16 protein-coding genes and 5 pseudogenes are annotated in these 20139 nt (G+C 68.3%); 6 read left to right on the top strand and 15 right to left on the bottom strand.

The window, feature by feature from the left end:
* A pseudogene (locus ACWCRJ_RS40480) lies at nucleotides 1-84 on the top strand (transposase); the annotation flags it as partial.
* A 38-nt stretch (nucleotides 85-122) separates the two neighbouring features.
* Here ACWCRJ_RS40480 and ACWCRJ_RS40475 read toward each other — a convergent pair.
* The 3 genes and pseudogenes from ACWCRJ_RS40475 to ACWCRJ_RS40465 all read right to left on the bottom strand — a co-directional run.
* Nucleotides 123-1424, bottom strand: a pseudogene (locus ACWCRJ_RS40475) (cytochrome P450); the annotation flags it as partial.
* A gap of 98 nt (nucleotides 1425-1522) precedes the next feature.
* A complete protein-coding gene (locus ACWCRJ_RS40470; protein WP_450943980.1) occupies nucleotides 1523-2134 on the bottom strand; it encodes a hypothetical protein in 612 nt (203 codons plus the stop codon).
* 237 nt (nucleotides 2135-2371) lie between these two features.
* On the bottom strand, nucleotides 2372-2647 hold the full coding sequence (locus tag ACWCRJ_RS40465) for a hypothetical protein (protein ID WP_263446074.1): 276 nt from the start codon (nucleotides 2645-2647) through the stop codon (nucleotides 2372-2374).
* A 110-nt stretch (nucleotides 2648-2757) separates the two neighbouring features.
* On the opposite strand from ACWCRJ_RS40465, the gene ACWCRJ_RS40460 reads away from it, so the two are divergent.
* Nucleotides 2758-3117, top strand: a complete 360-nt coding sequence (locus ACWCRJ_RS40460; protein ID WP_450943979.1) for a hypothetical protein — start codon at nucleotides 2758-2760, stop codon at nucleotides 3115-3117.
* A gap of 171 nt (nucleotides 3118-3288) precedes the next feature.
* On the opposite strand, the gene ACWCRJ_RS40455 is transcribed toward ACWCRJ_RS40460, so the two are convergent.
* Entirely contained in the window at nucleotides 3289-4563 is a 1275-nt protein-coding gene (locus ACWCRJ_RS40455; protein WP_450943978.1) for a hypothetical protein, read from the bottom strand.
* A 584-nt stretch (nucleotides 4564-5147) separates the two neighbouring features.
* Nucleotides 5148-6405, bottom strand: a pseudogene (locus ACWCRJ_RS40450) (ISL3 family transposase); the annotation flags it as partial.
* 262 nt (nucleotides 6406-6667) lie between these two features.
* Here ACWCRJ_RS40450 and ACWCRJ_RS40445 point away from each other — a divergent pair.
* Nucleotides 6668-6802: a hypothetical protein gene (locus ACWCRJ_RS40445; protein WP_450943977.1), complete on the top strand. Its 135-nt coding sequence runs from the start codon at nucleotides 6668-6670 to the stop codon at nucleotides 6800-6802.
* A 120-nt stretch (nucleotides 6803-6922) separates the two neighbouring features.
* Here the strand turns inward: ACWCRJ_RS40445 and ACWCRJ_RS40440 are convergent, their stop codons facing one another.
* Nucleotides 6923-8011, bottom strand: coding sequence for a peptidoglycan-binding domain-containing protein (locus ACWCRJ_RS40440; protein WP_450943976.1), 1089 nt, complete (start codon nucleotides 8009-8011; stop codon nucleotides 6923-6925).
* Nucleotides 8012-8289: 278 nt separating this feature from the next.
* A pseudogene (locus ACWCRJ_RS40435) lies at nucleotides 8290-8734 on the bottom strand (IS701 family transposase); the annotation flags it as partial.
* Between the two features lie 244 nt (nucleotides 8735-8978).
* On the opposite strand from ACWCRJ_RS40435, the gene ACWCRJ_RS40430 reads away from it, so the two are divergent.
* From ACWCRJ_RS40430 to ACWCRJ_RS40420, 3 genes are all read left to right on the top strand, one after another.
* Complete coding sequence (locus tag ACWCRJ_RS40430) at nucleotides 8979-9359, top strand: hypothetical protein (RefSeq protein WP_450943985.1); 381 nt, start codon at nucleotides 8979-8981, stop codon at nucleotides 9357-9359.
* Between the two features lie 700 nt (nucleotides 9360-10059).
* On the top strand, nucleotides 10060-10461 hold the full coding sequence (locus ACWCRJ_RS40425) for a hypothetical protein (protein WP_450943975.1): 402 nt from the start codon (nucleotides 10060-10062) through the stop codon (nucleotides 10459-10461).
* Nucleotides 10462-10535: 74 nt separating this feature from the next.
* Complete coding sequence (locus tag ACWCRJ_RS40420; protein ID WP_450943974.1) at nucleotides 10536-11456, top strand: YncE family protein; 921 nt, start codon at nucleotides 10536-10538, stop codon at nucleotides 11454-11456.
* Between the two features lie 177 nt (nucleotides 11457-11633).
* On the opposite strand, the gene ACWCRJ_RS40415 is transcribed toward ACWCRJ_RS40420, so the two are convergent.
* The 8 genes and pseudogenes from ACWCRJ_RS40415 to ACWCRJ_RS40380 form a co-directional block, all read right to left on the bottom strand.
* Nucleotides 11634-11849 (bottom strand): hypothetical protein, encoded by a 216-nt coding sequence (locus ACWCRJ_RS40415; RefSeq protein WP_450943973.1) that lies wholly within the window; start codon nucleotides 11847-11849, stop codon nucleotides 11634-11636.
* Nucleotides 11850-11915: 66 nt separating this feature from the next.
* A pseudogene (locus tag ACWCRJ_RS40410) lies at nucleotides 11916-12537 on the bottom strand (IS6 family transposase).
* Nucleotides 12538-12598: 61 nt separating this feature from the next.
* Nucleotides 12599-13069 carry a hypothetical protein gene (locus tag ACWCRJ_RS40405; protein ID WP_450943972.1) on the bottom strand — a complete coding sequence of 157 codons (471 nt, stop codon included), beginning with the start codon at nucleotides 13067-13069 and terminating at the stop codon, nucleotides 12599-12601.
* A gap of 37 nt (nucleotides 13070-13106) precedes the next feature.
* Complete coding sequence (locus ACWCRJ_RS40400) at nucleotides 13107-13874, bottom strand: hypothetical protein (protein WP_450943971.1); 768 nt, start codon at nucleotides 13872-13874, stop codon at nucleotides 13107-13109.
* Nucleotides 13875-14286: 412 nt separating this feature from the next.
* Complete coding sequence (locus ACWCRJ_RS40395; protein WP_450943970.1) at nucleotides 14287-15003, bottom strand: IS6 family transposase; 717 nt, start codon at nucleotides 15001-15003, stop codon at nucleotides 14287-14289.
* A gap of 327 nt (nucleotides 15004-15330) precedes the next feature.
* The gene (locus ACWCRJ_RS40390; protein ID WP_450943969.1) at nucleotides 15331-16989 is read right to left on the bottom strand and encodes a glycoside hydrolase family 13 protein; all 1659 of its coding nucleotides are present in this window, start codon (nucleotides 16987-16989) and stop codon (nucleotides 15331-15333) included.
* Nucleotides 16990-17119: 130 nt separating this feature from the next.
* Nucleotides 17120-18820: an alpha-amylase family protein gene (locus ACWCRJ_RS40385; RefSeq protein ID WP_450943968.1), complete on the bottom strand. Its 1701-nt coding sequence runs from the start codon at nucleotides 18818-18820 to the stop codon at nucleotides 17120-17122.
* Complete coding sequence (locus ACWCRJ_RS40380) at nucleotides 18811-19815, bottom strand: TIGR03885 family FMN-dependent LLM class oxidoreductase (RefSeq protein ID WP_450943967.1); 1005 nt, start codon at nucleotides 19813-19815, stop codon at nucleotides 18811-18813. The genes ACWCRJ_RS40385 and ACWCRJ_RS40380 overlap by 10 nt, the downstream gene beginning before the upstream one ends.
* Nucleotides 19816-20139: the final 324 nt, after the last annotated feature.

Below are 20139 nucleotides of genomic sequence, written 5' to 3'. Positions count from 1 at the left end.
ATCCGCCGCTACATCATCTGGCGAAACCGTCACGCCGACGATCAACGGCTACGAGCAGTGGTCGACAGGGCGAACGTTGCCTGATGCGGCACTAGGCGCAGCCCTGAGGGCGTGAGGGATCCGTGGAGCTGGGGGCAGACGCGGTTGCCCGGCGCGGGGGTCAGGTGCCATCGGGAGGCGATCGCGCTGAGGATGATGGTGGCTTCCGCGAGGCCGAAGGAGTCTCCGATGCATTTCCTCTTGCCGGCGCCGAAAGGGATGTACGCGCGGCGTGCGGCGGGGTCGGCGGGGGAGGTCCAGCGGTCGGGGTCGAAGCGGTCAGGCTCGGGGAAGAGGGTCGGGTCGTGGTGGAGCAGGTAGGCGCTGTAGAAGAAGTCGGTGCCGGCGGGAAAACGGTGTCCGCCGAGGTCGACGTCGGTGGTGCTGGCCCTGGTCAGGAGGGTAGCCACCGGGTACACGCGCATCGCCTCCAGCAGGATGGCGCGAGTGTAGGGCAGATGGGGAAACGTGTCGGGGCCGGCGAGTTCTCCGCCGAGGACTTCATCGAGTTCCGCGTGGAGCCGCTCGGTGACCTGTGGGTGGAGTGTGAGGAGGTGCAAGAGCCAGGCCAGGGTAGCCGCGGTGGTCTCGCTGCCTCCGAGGAAGAGGGCGATGACCTGGTCGCGTAGTTCTTCGTCACTGAAGGCGTCTTGCGGGTCCGCCTCACCGGCGGCGATCAGTGCGTGCAGCAGCCCGCCCGGGGTGGACTGGGTGCGGGCTGTCGCCACGACGTGATCGGCTAGCGCCCAGGCGTCGACGCGTGCGCGGTTGTAGCGGCGGTTGGCGGGGGTAGGAAGCCGATGGATCCAGGCGAACGGGATGGCGATGCGAGTTAAGGTGCCGGCCAGCAGGATCTGGAAATCGTCGCAGAGACGCTCGGCATCACGCTCGTCGATCGTAGGGAGCAGAGTCCGGCACACGATCCTCATGGTGAGCGAGGTCAGTTCGGGCAGCACGTCGATCTCCTGGCCCCCCTGCCAGCGGCCGGTCACGACCTTGCTCTCCTCGCGGATCACCTCACTGTAGGAATCGATACGCCGCGGGGTGAAAGCCGGCTGCATCAGCCGCCGTTGACGGCGGTGGTCCGCGTGGCGGACGCTCGCCACGCCGTTACCGAACAGCTCCCGGCCCCGGTCGAAGAACGGCCCGCCCTTGTCGAACGAGTTGGCCTGCCCAACGAGCATGTCGTGGACCAGCTCCGGGCGGCACACCAGGTAGGAGGGGCGCGGCGCCAGGCGCAGTCTGAGCACAGGCTGCGCCTGCCCGCACTCAAGCAGCCAGTCGAGCGGGTCACGCAGGAGACGGGGACCATGCCCAAGCAGCCGGATAGCGCCCGGTGCCAGCGGCACGTCCTTCACGGTGCTGGGGCTGTCAACTTCTCGCATCCGATTCACCACGTCCTTCCGAAGCAGAACTGTCCGGTGTCCACGCACCCGAGCCCGGTGGCGTGCGTTGCTTTGGCGTCAGCGGCAACGCCCGTCCGTTAGGGCCTGCCCCCTGGGCGGGCCGGGGAGTCGGTTTTCCCCTTGCCGTTGACGGTTTCCCTCGTCGACTGGCCCTCGAAGAACGCGTTCAGCGACACCAGGAGGATGTCCCGCAGGCGTTCCTCGGGCAGCCCGGCGACGAGTGCGGGCAGGCGCTCCATTTGGTTGCGGGCGCCGGCCAGAAGCCTGACGGCCAGCTGGTACGACTCGGCGTCCGATGCGGCGTGTTCCGGCCGCCAACCCCCGATCCGCACGATCTGGAGTCCCTCGGTGAGTTGGTATCCGTCCTGCCCCAGCGCCCGCTGTACGTCATCGCGCCAGTTCACCGCAGCAGCGTGCGGATACCGCTCGTCATCCGCCTTTTTCTCGCGGAGCAACGCCTCGAAGACGCCGAGCGCGCGTGCGACGTGCTGCTCGCCGGTCCAGTCGACGCCCGCGCTGTAGGAGGCGAACATCGCGGCGCGCTCCGCCCTCGGCGGGTTGTCCAAGGCGATCCGGACGAATCCGCCGTCCTGCCAGCAGGCTTCGATCACCGCCTTGTCCAGGCTCCTCACGGTTTCCAGAAGCTGCCTGCGGGTGGTGGGCCGTATGAGTCCGGGAGCCGAGGTCATGACGCAACGTTAGGCGTCTGCAGCGGACCGCCGCGGCGTCTTTCCCCAGCCTGTCCCGGCGTACTCGCGCAGGGCGTGACCGAGCTGCCCGCCCAAGGCGGCAGACAGTGGATCTTGAGCTGAGAAACTCCCAGGTGCCTGATTGGGTTAGCCAGTTGACGAGTATCACGCCGCAACGGGGGCTGCAGTGTCGAAGGCCGCCGACTGACCCTTCGCGCTCTACTCGTGATGCACAGGTCAGACCGCATCATCAAGGAGCCCGAAACCTTCCGGAAACCCTTCCAGGAACTCCCGGCGTGCGGGATCGGACTCGGCTTCGGCCATCGTCCCGAGCAGCCCGATCAGTTCGCTCCGTTGCTCGCTCGACAGCTTGCTGACCAGGTGGGCGACACCCTCCAGCACCTTGACGGCGTCGTCCGGATCCATCTGCTCGTCTTCACTGCCCTCGATGAACCACAGGACGTCAACCAAGGCCGCGGCCAGGGCGTGAGTCAGAGACGAGTACACGGGCATGAAGGCGGTCTCCCCGCAGGTCACGGCAGCAGAGTCTGGCCATCCCACCACACACCACTGACATCACACTCACTCAGCCCTCCACGGAGAGTGAGCCAGAACCTGTCGTCGTGAACCAAGCCAGCCTGCCGATCGCCGAGGGCAATGGCGCCGCCGATGAGCGAGGACGCCAGTCCGAGGAGCACCGCGAGGAAGCCGTGCAGGACGCCCGCGCGGCCCGCGAGGAGGCCGCCCGCAGCGAACAGGCCGCCGAACACGCGCGCGACGGAGATGATCGCGGGCGACCGCAGGTATCCCTGACCCTGGGTAGGTGGTCCGGCTTCATGGGGCAGGGAAGCACGAACTCGCCGGGCCGCTCGCCCGGAGGCGCTGAGCGGCTATCACCTGCTGCGACGCCGTCTCGACAGAGGCGCCTGCCCGCCCCGGCCGAACAGGCGTCCAGGAAGCGGTTCGGCCGAAACACTTCCTGAGTCCTCCTTGCCGAACCCGCCTCACGCACGAGCATCGTGCTGAACTGCGCAGCTCAGAGCCCTGGCTGGTGGCGATCTTGCGGGGCTTGGCCACCTCGGCGACCCGGGGTGGTCAGACCCAGCACGCCCGCCTCGTAGGAGGCGTCGATGCGCTCGGTGTCCGCCGTTCGGTCATTCGCTGGCGCGCACGGAGACGACGAGGTCCTCGTCCGTGTTGCGGGTGAGGAAGAGCCCTGAACCGTCCGGTGTGGTCAGGTAGGGGAGCTCCGTGCCGACGCTGAGGACCTTCGGGTCCCCGGTGACGGTCCGGAGGTTGAGCTGGGCGGGAACAGGGTCGGTGTCGCTGCCGATCGAGTCGTCGCGGACTGCGCCGTACGCGGTGCCGTCGTCGCGGATGGAGGCCAGGACGATGGTCTTGCGGTTCCCGTCTCCCTGGAGACAGATGCCCCTCTTGGCCTGCAAGTCGAACGCGAGGGGGCCGGCGGCCAGGTAGCGTCCGTCAGGCGAGGTGATGACGGGGAAGTCGCGGCTGGAGCTGGTCTCGTCGGGGATGTCGTAGTCGCAGACGACCTGGGCGGCGAGCGTGCCGGTTGCCAAATCGTGCACGGACCAGACGGCGTTGTCATCACGGCCGTACTTGCCGCCGGTGTTCCAGCCCGCCAGGACGTGCCCCCGTGCGGCGCCGTAGACGGTGCCGTTCCAGGAGTCGAGAATGCCGGTGGTAGCGGTGACCTGCTTGGGCCGGATCGAGTCGCTGAACCACCGGCCGGGAATGCCGAAGCCTCCGCCGCCCATGCCGACCAGCGGACCGTCGGGGGTGGCGGCCATGACGCGGCTGCTGTTGCAGGTGATCGCCTGCTCGCACTGCGGCAAGAGCTGGTTGGCGTCCTTGTAGACGGTGGTCTTGCCCGTGGCGGCATCTACTGCAGCCGACGAGCGCGGGAACGCACCGTCCTCTCCCCAGGCGACCAGCAGCCGTCCGCCCGCTGCCTGCACGCGGATTTCGCCGGGATCGGCGGAGACGGGGACGTCGATCTCCCGCACCGGCTTGGCCGCAGAGCCGGACGCGTCGGCCGGGTAGAGGGCCAGGCGTACCACCTCGACGCCCTCGTGGAGATCGTCCTTGTCGCGCATGCCGTGCGCGTACGTGATCACGTAGCGCTTGCCGTCCTGCTCGAAGCCGATCACATCGGGGATCTCGGCGGTCTGGCCGGTGTCGCCCTGTGCACCCTCGACGGGGGTGGGCGGGTTCCACGGCGCGGACCTCCAGGCGACCTTGCCGCTGCTGCCTGCCCGTGCGGTGACGGTGTAGCCGTCGGAGGCCACCTGCATCACCGCGACCGTCTGCGTGCCCGGGACGGTCGTCACCGGCAGGGTCGTCACCGACCCCGGAACCCACGCCAGCTTCTCGTCCCAGCCCTTCGCCGCGTCGTAGGCCGCTGGCACGCTCAGCTTACCCAGCGGCTCCGCGCGATCAAGCGGGTCCGGGTTGCTGTGCTTGGCCGATTCGGAGTCCGACGTGGAGCCCGAGCAGCCTGTCAACACCGTCAGCACCAGTGCCCCGGCAACTGCCGTACGCGATCGCATGATCCCCCCCCGCTCGCCCTTGCCATGATCCGGTCAGCACCGACCCTAACAACGCGCCTCGGGCGCTCCGGCCCCATGGGGCTCTTGATCAGGCCAGCTTCTGTGGACACTGGCCGAATCGACCACCTGCGCCTCTCGGAGAACCCCAAGGAAGGGTGCCGAGCAGCCGTCCGTAGCTGCTCACCGAGCACGTGCAGAGGCGGTCTTGGTCAGGGGCCGGCGGGCAGCAGCACACCGACGCTTCCTTCGTGGAGGGGATGACGGAGTTCGCGACGGCGCCACTGCGCATGGGCTGACGTTCAGCCCTGGGGCGTCCCCCAGGCGAAGGACCGGCCCCGGCTCGTCCGCCGGGGCCGGTCCTTCGCCTTGCGGGCCGCTCAGACAGCTGCGGGAAGGCTGCGCCTGCACGACCTGGGCCCGCTGCGCGCCGCCCGCCGTGAACCGCTCCTCGCCCTTGCGGCCAGTTGGGTCATCTCGGGGCAGGCGGCGGTGAGCTTGGCCAGGAGTTCGTGCTGCTCGGGCTTGAGGTTGTCGGGTCTGGTCAGCAGCATCCGGGCGAGCCGGCGTGGCGAGATATGGCTGCGGTCGGCGTCCGCGCGGCCTTGGTTGATGTCCTTGTGCAGAAGGTTCAGGCAGCCTGTGAAGCCCAGGGTCTTGATCTCTTCGAAGAGGTGCTGGACGGGGACGCCGGGGTCTTAACTTCGGCGCTTGCGCGGGTGCTCGCGGTAGGGATCGACCAGGCTGGCACGGTACTTGGGGACGCGGAGCATGCGCTAGGGCCGGTCGGCTCGGGCGAAGCGTTTGACGGTGTTCAGGGCCAGTTGCAGGCGGCGGGCGCATCGAGCAGGCCCACGCCCTGGTCGAGCAGGCCATGAACCTGATGCCAGCGTTCAAGGGCGGTCTGAGCGCGGGGCCCGTCGTAGATCGGCGCATCCAGTACGGTAGCCCAGCAGGCACTGTGTGCCTTCACCCCACTCAGGGCGGCTTCGCGCAGGTTCTTCCATAAATGCTGGCGATCACCGACTTGCACCACGTCAGGCAGAGCACGGCGGATGGCCTCGGCGTAGGTGGCTGAGCCGTCGCGGCACACGACCTCGATGCCCGGATGCCGACGCAGCCACGCTTCCAGCGTGTCGGCCGTGCGGTCGGGCAGCACGTCGATCCGTTCATGGGTCTCGGCGTCGATCACCACGGTGGCATAGCGGTGCCGCCGACGCAGGGCGAAATCGTCGACGCCGATCACACGGGGCACCCGCCCGGTGGGCAACGGGATGCGCAGCAGGGTGCGCAGGGCCGTGTGACGGGACAGGCCCACCGCGAGTATCGCCGCCAAACGTGAGCCCGCCCGGCCCGCCAACTCTTTGACCACGGCCTTGACCTGCCTGGTCAGACGAGCGGTGCGTCGCTGGTATCGCTCCAGCACCCAGGGCACCTGTTCGCGGAAGGTGTGGCGGCAACCTCGCGTGGGACACACCAGACGCCGCACCCGCACACGGACCACCACCCGTCGCCCGTCGACCGGAACGTCGGCCACCGTCCGCCAGTGATAGCCGTGCACCCGTCCCGACGAGGCCCCGCACACCGGGCAGACCGCGGCGTCCGGGCCCGCACCACGAGCCGCTCACCCTCGTCGACCACATCCCCCATGACCAGTGGGGACCGACCCCAAAACACCTTCTGCACAAGCTCGTTGACACCCATCAGATGAACGTCAACGACCCTTACAACTCTCCGTCACCACCGAATGTGAGACAGGTCCGCTCGTTTGACAGACCCAAGTTCCGACTGGGGAATTACGCGGCGTTCCACAACTACCGCGGCCGCAGTATCGCAAGCCGTCTCAGGCACCGTGCAGAGCAAGACTTCCGCAATGCGGGTTTCGTCGCACTGACCCCTGCGCCACGAGCACGACAAGAGGCACTTCTTCACCCGCGACGGCTACACCACCGCCTCGCGGATAGCGGTGATCCTGCCGCCGGCCGGCCTGGTCACCCAAGCCGATCTGGGCTGGAGGCAGGCGATGAAGCCCCTCACCGATGAGGTCTCCTTCACCACCGTGCAGGGCCTTCAGGCGGCCACCGGATTCCTGCCCACCTGACCCGACCCCCACCCCGCCCTACACCAGGGCCGGGGCAGGGGCGGGTACGTGCGTACACACACGCTGTCGGGCAGAGAAGTTGGTCATGTATAGGCGGTCTCCCGGGTGGCTGAGGGCCTCTTACTGCGTGAGGTGCCCCCAGGTCTGCGGCCCGACGATGCCGTCGACCACGATGGCGAAGCGCTGCTGGAATTTGCGCACGCGGCCGTCCGTGACCGGGCCGAATCGGCCGTCGACGGCAAGCTGCAAATCGGGCAGGTGATCGTTCAGCAGCCGCTGCAGCTTCCGTACAGCAGGGCCGTGCGAGCCCTGCTGCAGGGTGGGTGTACCGGCGGAGGCCTCCTGCGCCAGCTCACCGTCCGTCAGCATGCCCCAGGTCTGGGGGCCGACAATGCCATCGACAATGATCTCGACGCGTCGCTGGTACTCGCGTACCCGGGCATCCGTCACGGGCCCGAAGCTTCCGTCGACAGCCAGGGAGGGCAGATCGGGTACGTGCCCGTTCAGCAGTCGCTGGAGCTTGCGTACCGCCTCTCCCTGAGAACCCTGGCGCACCGTGGGAGTGCCGACGCCGTCCGACGTACCCGATCCGGGCACTGCGGTCTGGACGTCCAGGTAGAAGACGTACTTCCCGATATCACCGGCGTCGTCCACGCCGGTGAGAACGATGGTGTCGGTGAACTGCAGTGTCCGCGGGTCGTCAGGTCGGGTTCGGATCTGGCGGCGGGAGTTCGCGGACAGGAGCTGATCCTTGGACAGGGCGATCGCCCCCGGGTTGTAGGGATCGTCCTTGACACCGAACAGGTCCGCGATGAGATCGACGATAGCCTCGGACAGGAGCCCGATCAAGGGTGCTGCTACGGTGGCCACTCCGCCCCCCGCGAAGACGGCGACGGGGGCGGTAGCTGCCTTGGACACGGCTTCCGCTATGGCCTTCTTCTCCTCCGTCACGTCGCCGGAGTCGAATTCCACCAACGTCGCGGACACCGTGAGATCCTGCGCGGGGCCGGTGTAGAGCGGCTGCTGGACAGCGACCATCCGCAGGCCCGGGGGCCCGAAGACGTACTTCCCATTGCCGCTGTCCGGGAACTTGATCACGGGCTGCGGATTCGTGCCCGCTATCAGCTGGACCGTGCCGAAGACCTCGTCTTCCGCTTCCTGACGAATTTGGCACTCAAGCCCAGTCCACATGACTTTTACGTCCGACATAATGCATCGATCCCTGGAGTCAGGGCCGGGCAACGAGACGCTTCCCCCATCGGCGGTCACTGACCGGCCGCATGAAATTCCGCCCTGCCGAATCGGTCAGAAGAGTTCCGGGTCGGCCGAACATCCTTCTTCTCCCAATCTATCTCTGCCCCGGCACCATGTCCTGTGCAGCATTGGTGATCACCTTCCGGGCTGGCAGGTGCCCGTACCATGCGCATCCCGTGCTCTTGCATCTGGAGCAGCGCTTACCAGTAGTTCGTTAAATCCGGAGGTAGAGGTCAAGGCCGTGTCCGGTGGTGACCGCGTCGATCAGGGCCTGGAGCTCGGCGGGTGGGTCTGCGCCCCTCCAGGATCGCCACCATCGGTTCAGGGTGGTGGCAGGGTGAGCCAAGCACAGACCGAACGTCATGCCGCGGACCAGCAGGGCAGTTGGGGTTCGGCTGGTCCCCCTCTCTGGCCCCTCGTCATCATCGGGGCAAGGGTCCGGCGCGCTGGCGTCCAGGGGCCCGGGTGGGGCGAACCACTGGTCCCAGCAGAGGGCGAAGGCGTAGTTGACCAGGACCTGGTGGCGGCGGATGGCGCGGTCGGAGCGGACCTGGAAATCGGCCCAGCCGAGTTCGTCCTTGATCTGTTGCAGCTCTGCCCGATCCACGGCCGTAGGCCGTAGAGGCGGACGATCTCGGCGAGGTCGTCCGGCGGACGCCGGCTGGTGGCGGCGTGTGGTCCGCCGGCAGCCAGGCGACGGCCACCGGGTCGGTGCTCGGCGGTCCGGCCGGGATCAGCGCGGTGCCGGGCGGCAGCAGCGGCGCGGACAAGGGGACGGCCGGCACGGAACCTAGACCCAATGCCGGTGACTTTAGGGTGGAAGTGAGCCGGCCTGGCGGAGCGGCTTCGTCCGACCCTGAGTCGTCCGACTCGGGGCGCGGCACAGGGCCGGTAGGCATCGAGTCCTCCCGATGGAGCACGTGTGGTGGTCCTGCCGGGAACCATCGAACAGGCCGACTCGGCTCGCACATCCGTAACATTCCATCCCAGCACGGCCGTTGCCCCGCCCTCGCCTCGCCGAACTCAGATTCCTGAGCTGAACGAGATGGGCGAGCAGTGGGACCGTCAGGACGACGCCCGCCGGATCGGCCCCTGGTCCAGGACCATCGCCGAGGACTTCGCGCTCGAACAGCCGCTGCTGATGCCGCTTCCCGAGGAGCCGTTCGAGACCGGGAGGATCTTCACCCCGAAGGTTGACCGCTACGGCCAGATTCCGGTCCGCTCGAACCGCTCCTCGATTCCCATCCGGCTGATTGGCAAACGGGGCCTCGCGGCGACGCTGGAAGCGGGCCGCCTCGACTGAGGCTGGCTTATCGTCCGAGGACACCTCTCCGGGAAGCCTGGTGCCAGCCCCGTTCCCCTGTGGTCTTCCCGACATCGGTCAACAGGCCGCCCTGCTCGCATCTCACGATCCAGGGCTACTTGGGCTGATCGGCTGCCGTCAGGCGCACAACGGGCCATGACTTGAGCTGCAATATTCAATTGTTGCTCATCGAACTGGTTGCTTTCACTCCAGTGGCGTACGAGTGGACGCAGCGAAACAATGGAGGTGGTTCGTCACCCACGCAAGCGAAAACCGATGGGTCCTCATCCAGCTCTCTACTAGGGGATCTGTGATGGACGGTCAAATCTTCGAATGTACTCTCCGGGCTCCCCCCAGTTACCGCTTGGGCGACCCTGCCGTGGAGACCCTCGAGATCCGCAATAGGGGATCCGAGAAACTATGCAGCCTCCGCAGATGAACGCTGACGCAAGAATCCGATGGCTGGTCTCGGACGCATCTGTCCTACTCAGAGCGTCACTGTGATTCAGGGCAGTTGCCACGCATCTCGCGCAGGGCAATGTGAACGAGGCGGTCCGCCACTACCGAGCCTTCCGCCAGCTGCTCCGCGAGGAGTTCGGAGTCCCGCCCTTAATCGTCGGGTAAGTGGTACGGAATTACCCCACCCCGAGGGCCGGGCGGTTAGCGCTTGCCTACCCTCGGGAAAAGAAAGGAGCGCGCCATGTCGATCCGCAGGACAACAGCTGTGTGGGCGTTCGCCCTATGTCTCACGGCAGGAATGGGCGGTGTGGCAACTGCCCAGCAGGCCCCCCGTCAAGCACTCTGCCCAACGTCCGGACCCTGCTACTTCTACTACATCAACAAGGACTATTACTCCGGCGCTGAGACGGCGCATACGGTGAACTACCCCTATGCGGGGTCCTGCTACACCATGGACCGTGCAGTAGCGGGGCAGAACTGGACCGACAAGAGGATCATTCTCAGCGAAACGACATGTGAAGACGGCTGGCACTATGACGCCTACGTCGATCCTCACAAATCGTGGCGGGACAACAACAAGCCTTACCGTGCCTTCGTCACGCCATACGACTGGCAGACGGCAGTGGGTTCCACAGGTGGCTGATCCGTCACGCGTGCCGATCCTGTCGAGACAGCCACCTCAAGGATGACGGGTGGCCCAACGAAAGCCATGTACCGATGAAAACATCCAACACTGGAAAACTGGGCGCCGTAGCCACGATCCCCGTGGGGCCGAAGCCGGTCAGTGTGGCGGTGGACGTTCATGACCATGTCTTCGTCACCAATAGTGGCGCCAACACCGTATCAGTAATCAGATCCGACACGAACACGGTGAGCGCTACCCTCAACGTCGGGTTCAACCCGGAAAGCGTGGCAACCGATCCTCAATTCGGCGTTTATGTCGCAAACGGCGGCACTCACACCGTGTCGGCGTTCGACAGATTCCACGCCCTCGTTGCCACTATCGGCCTCGGAGGCGCGGGCCCCCCGCCACCCGACAGGCTGAGGCTGGCGGTCGATCACCTCATGGGTCGCGCCTACGTGGCCAACCGCAGTCTTGACAGGGTGTTGATGATCAAAATCAGCAGCGATCCCCCCGTGCTGTTCCCTGACTTCTTTGAAGTCAGGGGCCCTCTCGGTGTGGCGGTTGATCCCGTAAGTCATCGCGTCTTTGTCACGCGACCCGACCACAACGAGGTGTCGGTGATCGATGCCACGACCACGCCCCCCGGGGTCATGAGCATCCCCGTCGGGGTGCGCCCCACGGGCATTGCGATCGATTCCCAGAAGCGGCGCGTGTATGTCGCCAACTCGGGCTTCAGGACGGTGTCGGTGATCGATATGGCGACCGGCGGCGTCGCCAATATCGACGTCGGCGCGAGCCCGACCGGTGTGGCGGTTGATGCCCATGGTGGCGTCTACGTCACCCACCCCGATGGCTTGGTGAGGGTGATCGATCCCGGCTCCGCCAGCGTGATCGATAGGATCCCTGTCGGCTCCCGCCCACAGGGACTGGCCTTCGAACCCCACAGCAACCGCGTCTATGTCGCCAACCGCGGCGACGGCACGGTATCCGCGATCGACCTTGCCGGCGGTTAGCCTCGATTCGTCAGCGGTCGTGAGTGCGTGACTGGGATGCCGGTTCGCCCCGTTTGTCCCGCTTGATCGCGGATGAGTCCTTCGCGTGTCGCTGCGGCTGCGCCGCGGTTCCACGGCACCCGGAGGTGGTGCGGGCGTACTCCTTCCCCTGTCTCGACAGGGCTGGTGGGCGAGGCCTCAGGTGACGTTCGGCAGGGCGGTCAGGCGCTGCCAGCAGGTGGTGAACGCTGTCGCCCAGGGCCAGGTCCGCTCGATCCGCAGCCATCGGCGGCGGGCGTGGTCGGCGAGGCGTGCGGGCAGGTGGTAGAGGCGGAAGCGCATGGTGTCCGGCTCGGCGTCGGTCAGGTCATCGATGTCGTGCAGGGCCGGCAGCCGCAGCCATGGCGCTGTCACGTGGTTGGGTGGGTGGCTGTCTGATGGTGCGTCGTGGTGTGGTGGAGCCCGGTTCGGTCTGTGTGCTCACTGCGCGGTGGCAAGGCCGGCGACGCCGGTGATCTGCTCCCAGATGGCGAAGCGGACGGCCATCTCGGCTCGGTGGTCGTGGGCGGGCATCAGATGGCGGCGGGGCCGGAAGTGGGGCGAGATGCCGCTGAACGCGGACAGCAACCGCTGGGCCCCGCCCACGGAGCGGAAACCCTTCATCGCCCGTTCACGCTGCCGGGTCGGCCGGTGGCTGCTCTCCGCCCGGTTGTTCAGGTACTTCGACTGCCGGTGCTCGACGCAGGGCATGACCTCGCGGTGGGCACCGCCGTAGGAGCAGAGCTGGTCGGTGACAACCACCCGCGGCCCTGAACAGAAGTACCTGTGGCGGGTCGTCGACCAGGACGGCAACCCTATTGATCCGGACGAAGACCTCGTCCAGGTGCCACTTGTCCCCCGGCCGAGGCTGTCGGCGGCGCAGCGCGTTGGCGTACTGCTGACCGAACTTGCCACACCACCGCCGCACCGTCCCAATAAGAGACGGTCACGCCGCGCTCAAGCATCAGCTCCTCGACCTCGCGAAACGACAGCGGGAAACGGAAGTACAGCCACACACAGTGGGAGATCACCTCGACGGGACCCGGTGCCCTTTGTACGACAGCGACGCACCCCCCCACGAACGACCCCTCCCAGCCTGATCGACCCGAAGGTCATCCCACCGGTCAGCCAACGTGACAGTGCCGTCCGTCCTCGTCCGTGACCACCATGGATTTGACGGCGTTCTGCTTGTCCTTGAGATGGTCGACGACCTCGGCCGGGCTTCGCAGCCGCACGTCAAGGCTGATGGTGCACCCACGCTCGGCGAGCAGGGGCCGCACCTCACTGATCGCCCGGGGATGGTCGAGCGATCCACGCCGAACCAGCAGGCCAGCACGTCGTGGGTGGCCCCATGACGAGATGGACCAGGGTGGCCAGCAGCCGGTCGACGAACACCAGCTGTGCTTCGCACCAGCGCCTACGGCCCGCTTCCGTGACCGGGAGACGAGCCTGGCCTGGTGACACTCGTGCCACAACGGGCCGATCTCCGCGACGAGTTCACCGATCACGTCGGCCGTCAGGCCCGCGATCCGCCGGTTGCTGACGAGCACTGCGCGAGTTGCATTCCCCACCACATGACCATGATCAACGATCAAGCCCTCGACGCTTCACCGCCAACCTTGCACGAGCCCGTTAGCCGCCTTGCGGAGCGTGCCCTTGCGGCTCTTGCGGCGGCCAGGTCTGTCCGGCCGGTTCCTGTCCTGGCAACGAGGGCGCAAAAGGAGCCTGTCCGGGCAAGGGCGGTCTCGCCGTGACATTTCCGGCGCGGGCTCCCTGCCCGGTCGGGACCCGGCCCCCGCCACTGCTGACGATCCGCCGCAGACCCGCGCCGTACCGCAGCCACACCACCCCGATGACGATCGGGAACGCCAGACCGCACACGACCGGGGCAATGGCGAGCGCGATCCCGGCCGCGCCGTACTCGTCGAGGTCGGGCTCGAAGGCGACGACGGGCACCCCGAGGAGGCCGACGGCAGGCGTCACGGCATGCCACAGCCACGCTTTGGGCGCGATTTGCCGGGCGGCACGGGCCTGCTGGATGTGGCCGTAACTGTAAGCCAGCCAGGCGGTGGCCAGCCCGCCGATGGTGAGCTGTGTCGTCTCGTCCGACCATGTCTCCCACCGACCGAACGCAAGCATCCCGGTCGCGGCCGAGGTGAACTGCAGCAGCCCGCCCGACATAAAGGCCCGCGCCGCCTTCGGCCCTTCGACGAGCGCGAGCGCCCGCCCCATGGCCAGCGAGAACAGCGCGTTGACCAGGGCGGCCCCACCGATCACGACGACGGTACCGATGAATAAGGTCAACTTCTGCTCGGCGGTCACCGTCGCGATCCCGTCGCCGATGATGGCCGCGATGGCAGGCAGCAGGAGCAGCCACAGCACGCCGTTGACAGTCACCAACCACGGCAGCGAACCCAGCCCACGGCCCAGTGGCGTGGGCGGTGTCGCCGAAAGGGGTGGCTGCGTTACGGGTCCGCCTCCGTTGAACTCCATGTGCGTCCGCCTTCCCCCGGGGGCGGCTCGCCCGCCCGTCGCCCGCGTCATCGTAGGCCCAGCGTGCGCTGTGGACCCACCCGGGCGGCCTGCCGCTGGGCCTTGTGCCCCGCGGTGTGCCTTCCTCGGTACTGAGGACGCGCAGGCGGCAGGCGAGCGGCTCGCCGGAGATCAACGTGGTGTCTGCTGACCGCCGAACAGCACGTCGATTACCCGGTCGAGGAACCGCGACAAGCCACTACGGCGTTGTCACGTTGTTGGATGTGGAGGTGTCTGACGGTGTGACGGGGCGTGGAGGAGTCGGATTCCGGCTGTGTGCTCATCGCGTGGTGGGCAGGCCGGCGGCTCCGGTGATCTGTTCCCAGATCGCGAAGCGGACGGTCATCTCGGCTCGATAGTGGGATGCGGGCATCAGATGGCGGCGGGGCCGGAAGTGGGGCGAGATGCCGCTGAACGCGGACAGAAACCGCTGTGTTCCGTCCACCGAGCGGAAGCCTTTCAGCGCCCGTTCGCGCTGCCTGGTGGGCTGGTGGCTGCTCTCCGCCCGGTTGTTCAGGTACTTCGACTGCCGGTGCTCGACGCAGGGCATGACCTCGCGGTGGGCCGCGCCGTAGGAGCGGAGCTTGTCGGTGACGATCGCCCGTGGCACCGTTCGGCTCTTCTTCATCAGCCTGCGGAAGAAGCGCCTGGCCGCGGCCTTGTCCCGGCGGTCCTGCACGAGGATGTCGAGAACGTTGCCGTCCTGGTCGACGGCCCGCCACAGGTACCGCTGCTCGCCGTTGATTTTGATGAAGACCTCGTCCAGATGCCACTTGTCACCCGGCCGGGGCTGCCGCCGGCGCAGCACGCCCGCGTACCGCTGCCCGAACTTGGCGCACCAACGGCGCACCGTCCCGTACGAGACGACGATCCCCCGCTCGAGCTGAGCCCCTCGACCTCGCGGAACGACAGCGGGAAGCGGAAGTACAGCCACACAGTGGGAGATGACCTCGATCGGGTACCGGTGCCCCTTGTACGACAGCGACACGGCCCCCACGAACAGCCCCCTCCAGCGCGATCCAACCAGAAGATCATCCCACCCGGTCAACCAATGTGACAGCGCCACCTCAACGCCTACTGCATCGGCGGTGCCGGCTGCCCGAGCGGCCAGAAAACCGCGCACACACCTCACTGATCCCGGGCGCAGCGCCGGTGAAACGTGCCCGGCGAGCTTGCCGGGCACCCGCGTCCCGCCCAGTGTCAACGTGAGGCGGGAATCGGGGACATCACGGGCAGGCGGCCGTGGCCGTTCAACCCGCGTCACCAGGCAGGCCGTACGGCGTGCGGTGCCGGTCCTCGCATCTGCCGCGGCGCGCACCCGCTGTCAGACCGTCAGCCACACCGCCGTGTCGCACGGGAGCCGTCCGTCCGCCAGAGGGCCGCTGGCCAGGAGCACACCGCGGTGGTCGGGGAGGACCGCCGGCTCCTCGGAGAAGTTGACGATGCAACGGAAGCCAGGGTCGCGGCGGAAATCGAGCAGTTGGCCCCCGGGAGCGCTCTGCCAGGCGAGGGTCCCTTCTCCGAGCGCGGGCTCGGCACGGCGGATCCGCAGTGCCGCCCGGTACAGCTCCAGCATCGAGGACGGGTCACCTTCCTCGGCCGCCACGGTCAGCGCCTTCCACGCCTCCGGCTGCGGCAGCCATGTCCGGGCCGGGCCGCCTTCGGGTCCGAAGCCGAAGGGCGGCGTCTCACCGTGCCACGGCAGGGGGACCCGGCAGCCGTCGCGGCCCCGGTCGGTGTGGCCGGAACGGTGCCACGTGGGGTCCTGGAGGAGGTCCTCCGGCAGGTCCTCGACCTCCCACAGCCCCAGTTCCTCGCCCTGGTAGAGGTACGCGCTGCCGGGCAGTGCCAGGGTGAGGAGCGCGGCGGCACGGGCGCGCTTCGTACCCAGGTCCAGGTCCGCGGGGCCCGTGAGGTCGGACAGCGAGCGCAACGGCCCGTCCGGCTGCGGTCGCGCGTAGCGGGAGACGTGGCGGGCCACGTCGTGGTTGGAGAGCACCCACGTGGCGGGGGCGGCGACCTGGCCCAGCGCGCTCAGGGACAGGTCGATCACGTGTCGCAGCCGTTGCGGGCGCCACGGCGTCATGAGGTAGTCGAAGTTGAAGGCGGTGTGGAGCTCGTCCGGACGGACGTAGCGGGCGAGCCGTTCGGGCGCGCCCGTCCACGCCTCCGCGACGAACACGCGGGGCTCGTCATAGGTGTCGGCGACGGCCCGCCAGCCCTGGAAGATCTCGTGGACCTCCTCGCGGTCCCAGTGGGGGTGCCCCTCGCGGCTGGCCCCCTCCAGCAGCTTGCCGTCCAGCGAGCCGAGGTCGGGCAGGCCCGGAGCCTTGACCAGGCCGTGGGCGACGTCGATACGCACGCCGTCCACACCCCGGTCGAACCAGAAGCGCAGGACCGACTCGAACTCGGCGCGGACCTCCGGATGGTCCCAGTTGAGGTCGGGCTGCTCCGGGGCGAACAGGTGCAGGTACCACGGCCCCGGCGAGCCGTCGGGCTCCGGGATACGGGCCCAGGCGGACCCGCCGAAGACGCTGCGCCAGTCGTTGGGAGGCTCATCGCCCCGGGGTCCGCGTCCGGGGCGGAAGATGTACCGGTCTCGGGCGGCGGAGCCGGGCCCCTCGGCAAGGGCACGGCGGAACCAGGCGTGCGCGGTCGAGGTGTGGTTGGGCACGATGTCGATGATCAGGCGCAGCCCGTGCCGGTGCACCTCGTCGAGCAGGGCCTGGGCGTCGTCGAGCGTGCCGAAGACCGGGTCGATGTCCCGGTAGTCGGCGACGTCGTAGCCCCCGTCCGCCATCGGGGACGGATACCAGGGGGTGATCCACAGCGCGTCGACGCCCAGCCCGGACAGGTGGGGCAGGCGTCGGCGCAGTCCGGCGATGTCACCGGTCCCGTCGCCGTTCCCGTCGGCGAAGCTGCGCAGGTACACCTGGTAGATGACGGCGTCACGCCACCAGGTGCGGGTACGGGCTGAGTCCACCTGCTTCTCCCTGTGTTGAGCTGAGCGTTCGGCCTGGTCGTGCTGTGCTGTGCTGTCGGGCTCACGGCCGGGAACGGCCGGCCGCCGGGAGTCCTCGATCACCTCAGGAGGCTTCCCGGCGGGGCCGGTGTCAGTCGGACGCGACCCTTTCGGGGTCGTCCGCGGAAGTCCCGAGGCGCAGCCACCGGTACCCGTAGGCGGGCAGTTCGACGGGGAGCAACCCGTCGTCGGCCACCGTGAGACCCCTGTGCCCTTCGTCGAGGAGATCCGTCAGCCGCTCCCCCGGGCCGGCCTCGGACAGCCTCAGCCGTACGGTGACGGGCTCGCCCGCGAAGTTGTGCACCGCCAGGACGCGGCCGTCGGTGGTGCAGCCGACATGCGCCAGGACGGCGCGCTCCCCCGTTTCGAGGAGGCGGTAGTCGCCCCAGGCCAGCTCGGGAGCCTCCCGGTAGCGCTCGATGAACAGCCGGATGCGGCTCAGCAGCGAGCCGGGGTCGCGGCTCTGCTCGTACACGTTCACCTTCTGCGGTCCGAACGCGCCGTCCGGCAGCGGACTGGGGAAGGCGTCCGGCTCTGCCGTGGAGAACCCGGCGCCGTCCTGCGTTGTCCACTGCATGGGCGTCCGGACGGCCTGGCGTCCTTCGACGGCCAGGTTCTCCCCCATGCCGATCTCCTCGCCGTAGAACAGGACGGGGGTGCCGGGCAGGGTGAAGAGCAGGCTGTAGGCCAGTTCGATCCGGCGGCGGTCGCCGTCGACCATGGGCGGCAGCCTGCGGCGCAGTCCGCGGTCGTAGAGCTGCATGTCTTTGTCGGGGCCGAAGGCCGCGAAGACCTCGGCGCGTTCGTCGTCACTCAGCTTGTCGAGGGTGAGTTCGTCGTGGTTGCGCACGAACGTGGCCCAGTGGGCGTCCCGAGGGGCGGCGGGGCGGTCCCGCAGCGCGGCGGCCAGGGGGCCGGCGTCCTCGCGTGCCATTGACAGGTACATCTGCTGCATCCCGACGAAGTCGAAGCACATGGTGAGTTCGTCGCCGCGGTCGGAGGCGGGATCGCCGAAGAAGCGGGCGAGGCCGTCGTAGGGCAGATTGACCTCGCCGAGGAGGACCGACCCACCGTTGCGGCGGCCGAGGAAGGCGCGCAGGTCGGCGAGGTATTCGTGCGGGTCCGGCAGTGCGCCGGCGTCGTCCTGCCCGTTCGTCTCCAGAAGGAAGGGCACCGCGTCGACGCGGAAGCCGGACAGGCCGAGCTGCGTCCAGAAGCCCATGACGCGGGCTATCTCGTCGCGCACCGCGGGGTTGGCGACGTTCAGGTCGGGCTGCTGTTTGTAGAAGCGGTGCAGGTAGTACTGGCCGCTGCCCTCGTCGTACTCCCACAGGCTGTCCTCGGCGTCCGGGAAGACCACGCCCTCGGGGCCGTCCTCCGGGGGCTCGTCCTGCCACACGTACCAGTCGCGGTGGGCGGAGTCCCGGCTGGAACGGGCGTCCTCGAACCAGGGGTGTTCCTCGGAGGTGTGGTTGACGACGAGGTCGGCGATCACACGGATGCCGCGGTCACGGGCGGTGCGGACGAATTCCGTGAAGTCACCGAGGGTGCCGAGGCGGGGGTCGACTCCATAGAAGTCCGTGATGTCGTAGCCGTCGTCGCGCTCCTGCGTGGGGTAGAATGGCATCAGCCACACACAGGTCACGCCGAGGCGCACCAGATGGTCGATGCGCTGCGTGAGGCCCACGAAGTCGCCGATCCCGTCCCCGTTGCCGTCCTGGTACGTCTCGACGTCCAGGCAGTACACCACCGCGTTCTTCCACCACAGGTCGGACGTGCGGGTCAGACGCATCGGTACTCCTTCGCCGTGGCGGGGAGGGGGCGGGTGATGTCGAGTCGCGGCAGGACCTCGGCCGCGAACGCGTCGATGAACGCGCCCTGTTCGCGGCCCACGTGGTGCAGCATCACCGTGTCGAAGCCGAGTTCGGCGTACTCCTGCAGCCAGGCGGTGTGCCGGCCGAGGTCGGACGAGACGTTGACCGTGCGCGCCACCTGTTCGGGCGTGATGTGCTCACTGACGATGTCGAAGAGTTCCGTGGAGTCCAGGTCCCAACTCACCGGAGGTGCGTGGACGTTGCTGCGCCACTGGTCGTGGGCCAGGGCGAGGGCCTCGTCCTCGTCGGGCGCCCAGCTCAGGTGGACCTGGAGGTGAAGGGGGCCGCGGCCGCCCGCGTCGCGGTACGCACCGGTGATCTCCCGCAGCTTCTCCGTCGGCGCGTTGACGGTGATCAGGCCGTCCGCCCACTCGGCGCACCAGGCCGCGGTGGCGGTGCTGCACGCGGCACCGATCAACGGCGGCACGGCGGGCGGCAGCGTCCACAGCCGGGCCCGGTCCACGGTGACCAGTCCGTCGTGGCTGACCTCCTCCCCGTGCAGCAGGGCGCGGATGACGTCGACGGACTCCCGCAGTCGTGCGTTGCGGATGTCCTTGCGGGGCCATCCGGTGCCCGTGATGTGCTCGTTGGAAGCCTCACCGCTGCCGAGCGCCACCCAGAACCTGCCCGGGTACATGGACGCGAGGCTGGCGACGGCCTGGGCGATGACCGCCGGGTGGTAGCGCTGGCCGGGGGCGTTCACCACGCCGAAAGGCAGTTGATCGGTGGCCTGGAGGGCGGCACCGAGCCACGACCAGGCGAATCCGGACTCCCCTTGCCGGACGCTCCACGGCGAGAAGTGGTCCGAGCACATGGCGGCGGTGAATCCCGCGCGTTCCGCGTGCACCACGGCGTCGAGCAGATCCGCCGGCGGGATCTGTTCGTGCGAGGCATGCAATCCGTAGACAGTCATACCGAGCGGGGTACCCCTGGGATCGCCCCTCAGCGGGAACCGGGGCACCCGTCCGGGACAGGCCGTTACCCGACACGGGTTTCTGTGCGCAGGCCGCGCGGTCGCGGGAGCGGGAGCCTCCACTGCCCCGTCGCGTTCGGCCGGCCCTATCGGATGCCACTCCGGCTCGGTCCGGTCCCACGCCACCGCAGGCGGATGCGCGGACACGGTCCCGGTGGGATGCGCGCCCAGGTGCGGTGGGGCCCCTCGACGGGCGGGTGGGACACCACCCGCGCGCGGTCTAGCCCCGCCGCACGCGCCTGGGACTTCATGTGTGCGAGGAGC

It is taken from the genome of Streptomyces sp. NPDC002324, assembly GCF_053593335.1.
Note: the sequence above shows the minus strand (reverse complement) of the source record. Positions and strands in the feature narration are given on the sequence as shown.

Coding starts and splice junctions, on each gene's coding strand:
- ACWCRJ_RS40465 (WP_263446074.1), bottom strand. CDS start 2,647: ATGCCCGTGTACTCGTCTCTGACTCACGCCCTGGCCGCGGCCTTGGTT.
- ACWCRJ_RS40440 (WP_450943976.1), bottom strand. CDS start 8,011: ATGTCGGACGTAAAAGTCATGTGGACTGGGCTTGAGTGCCAAATTCGT.
- ACWCRJ_RS40425 (WP_450943975.1), top strand. CDS start 10,060: ATGTCGATCCGCAGGACAACAGCTGTGTGGGCGTTCGCCCTATGTCTC.
- ACWCRJ_RS40380 (WP_450943967.1), bottom strand. CDS start 19,815: ATGACTGTCTACGGATTGCATGCCTCGCACGAACAGATCCCGCCGGCG.
- ACWCRJ_RS40385 (WP_450943968.1), bottom strand. CDS start 18,820: ATGCGTCTGACCCGCACGTCCGACCTGTGGTGGAAGAACGCGGTGGTG.
- ACWCRJ_RS40420 (WP_450943974.1), top strand. CDS start 10,536: ATGAAAACATCCAACACTGGAAAACTGGGCGCCGTAGCCACGATCCCC.
- ACWCRJ_RS40470 (WP_450943980.1), bottom strand. CDS start 2,134: ATGACCTCGGCTCCCGGACTCATACGGCCCACCACCCGCAGGCAGCTT.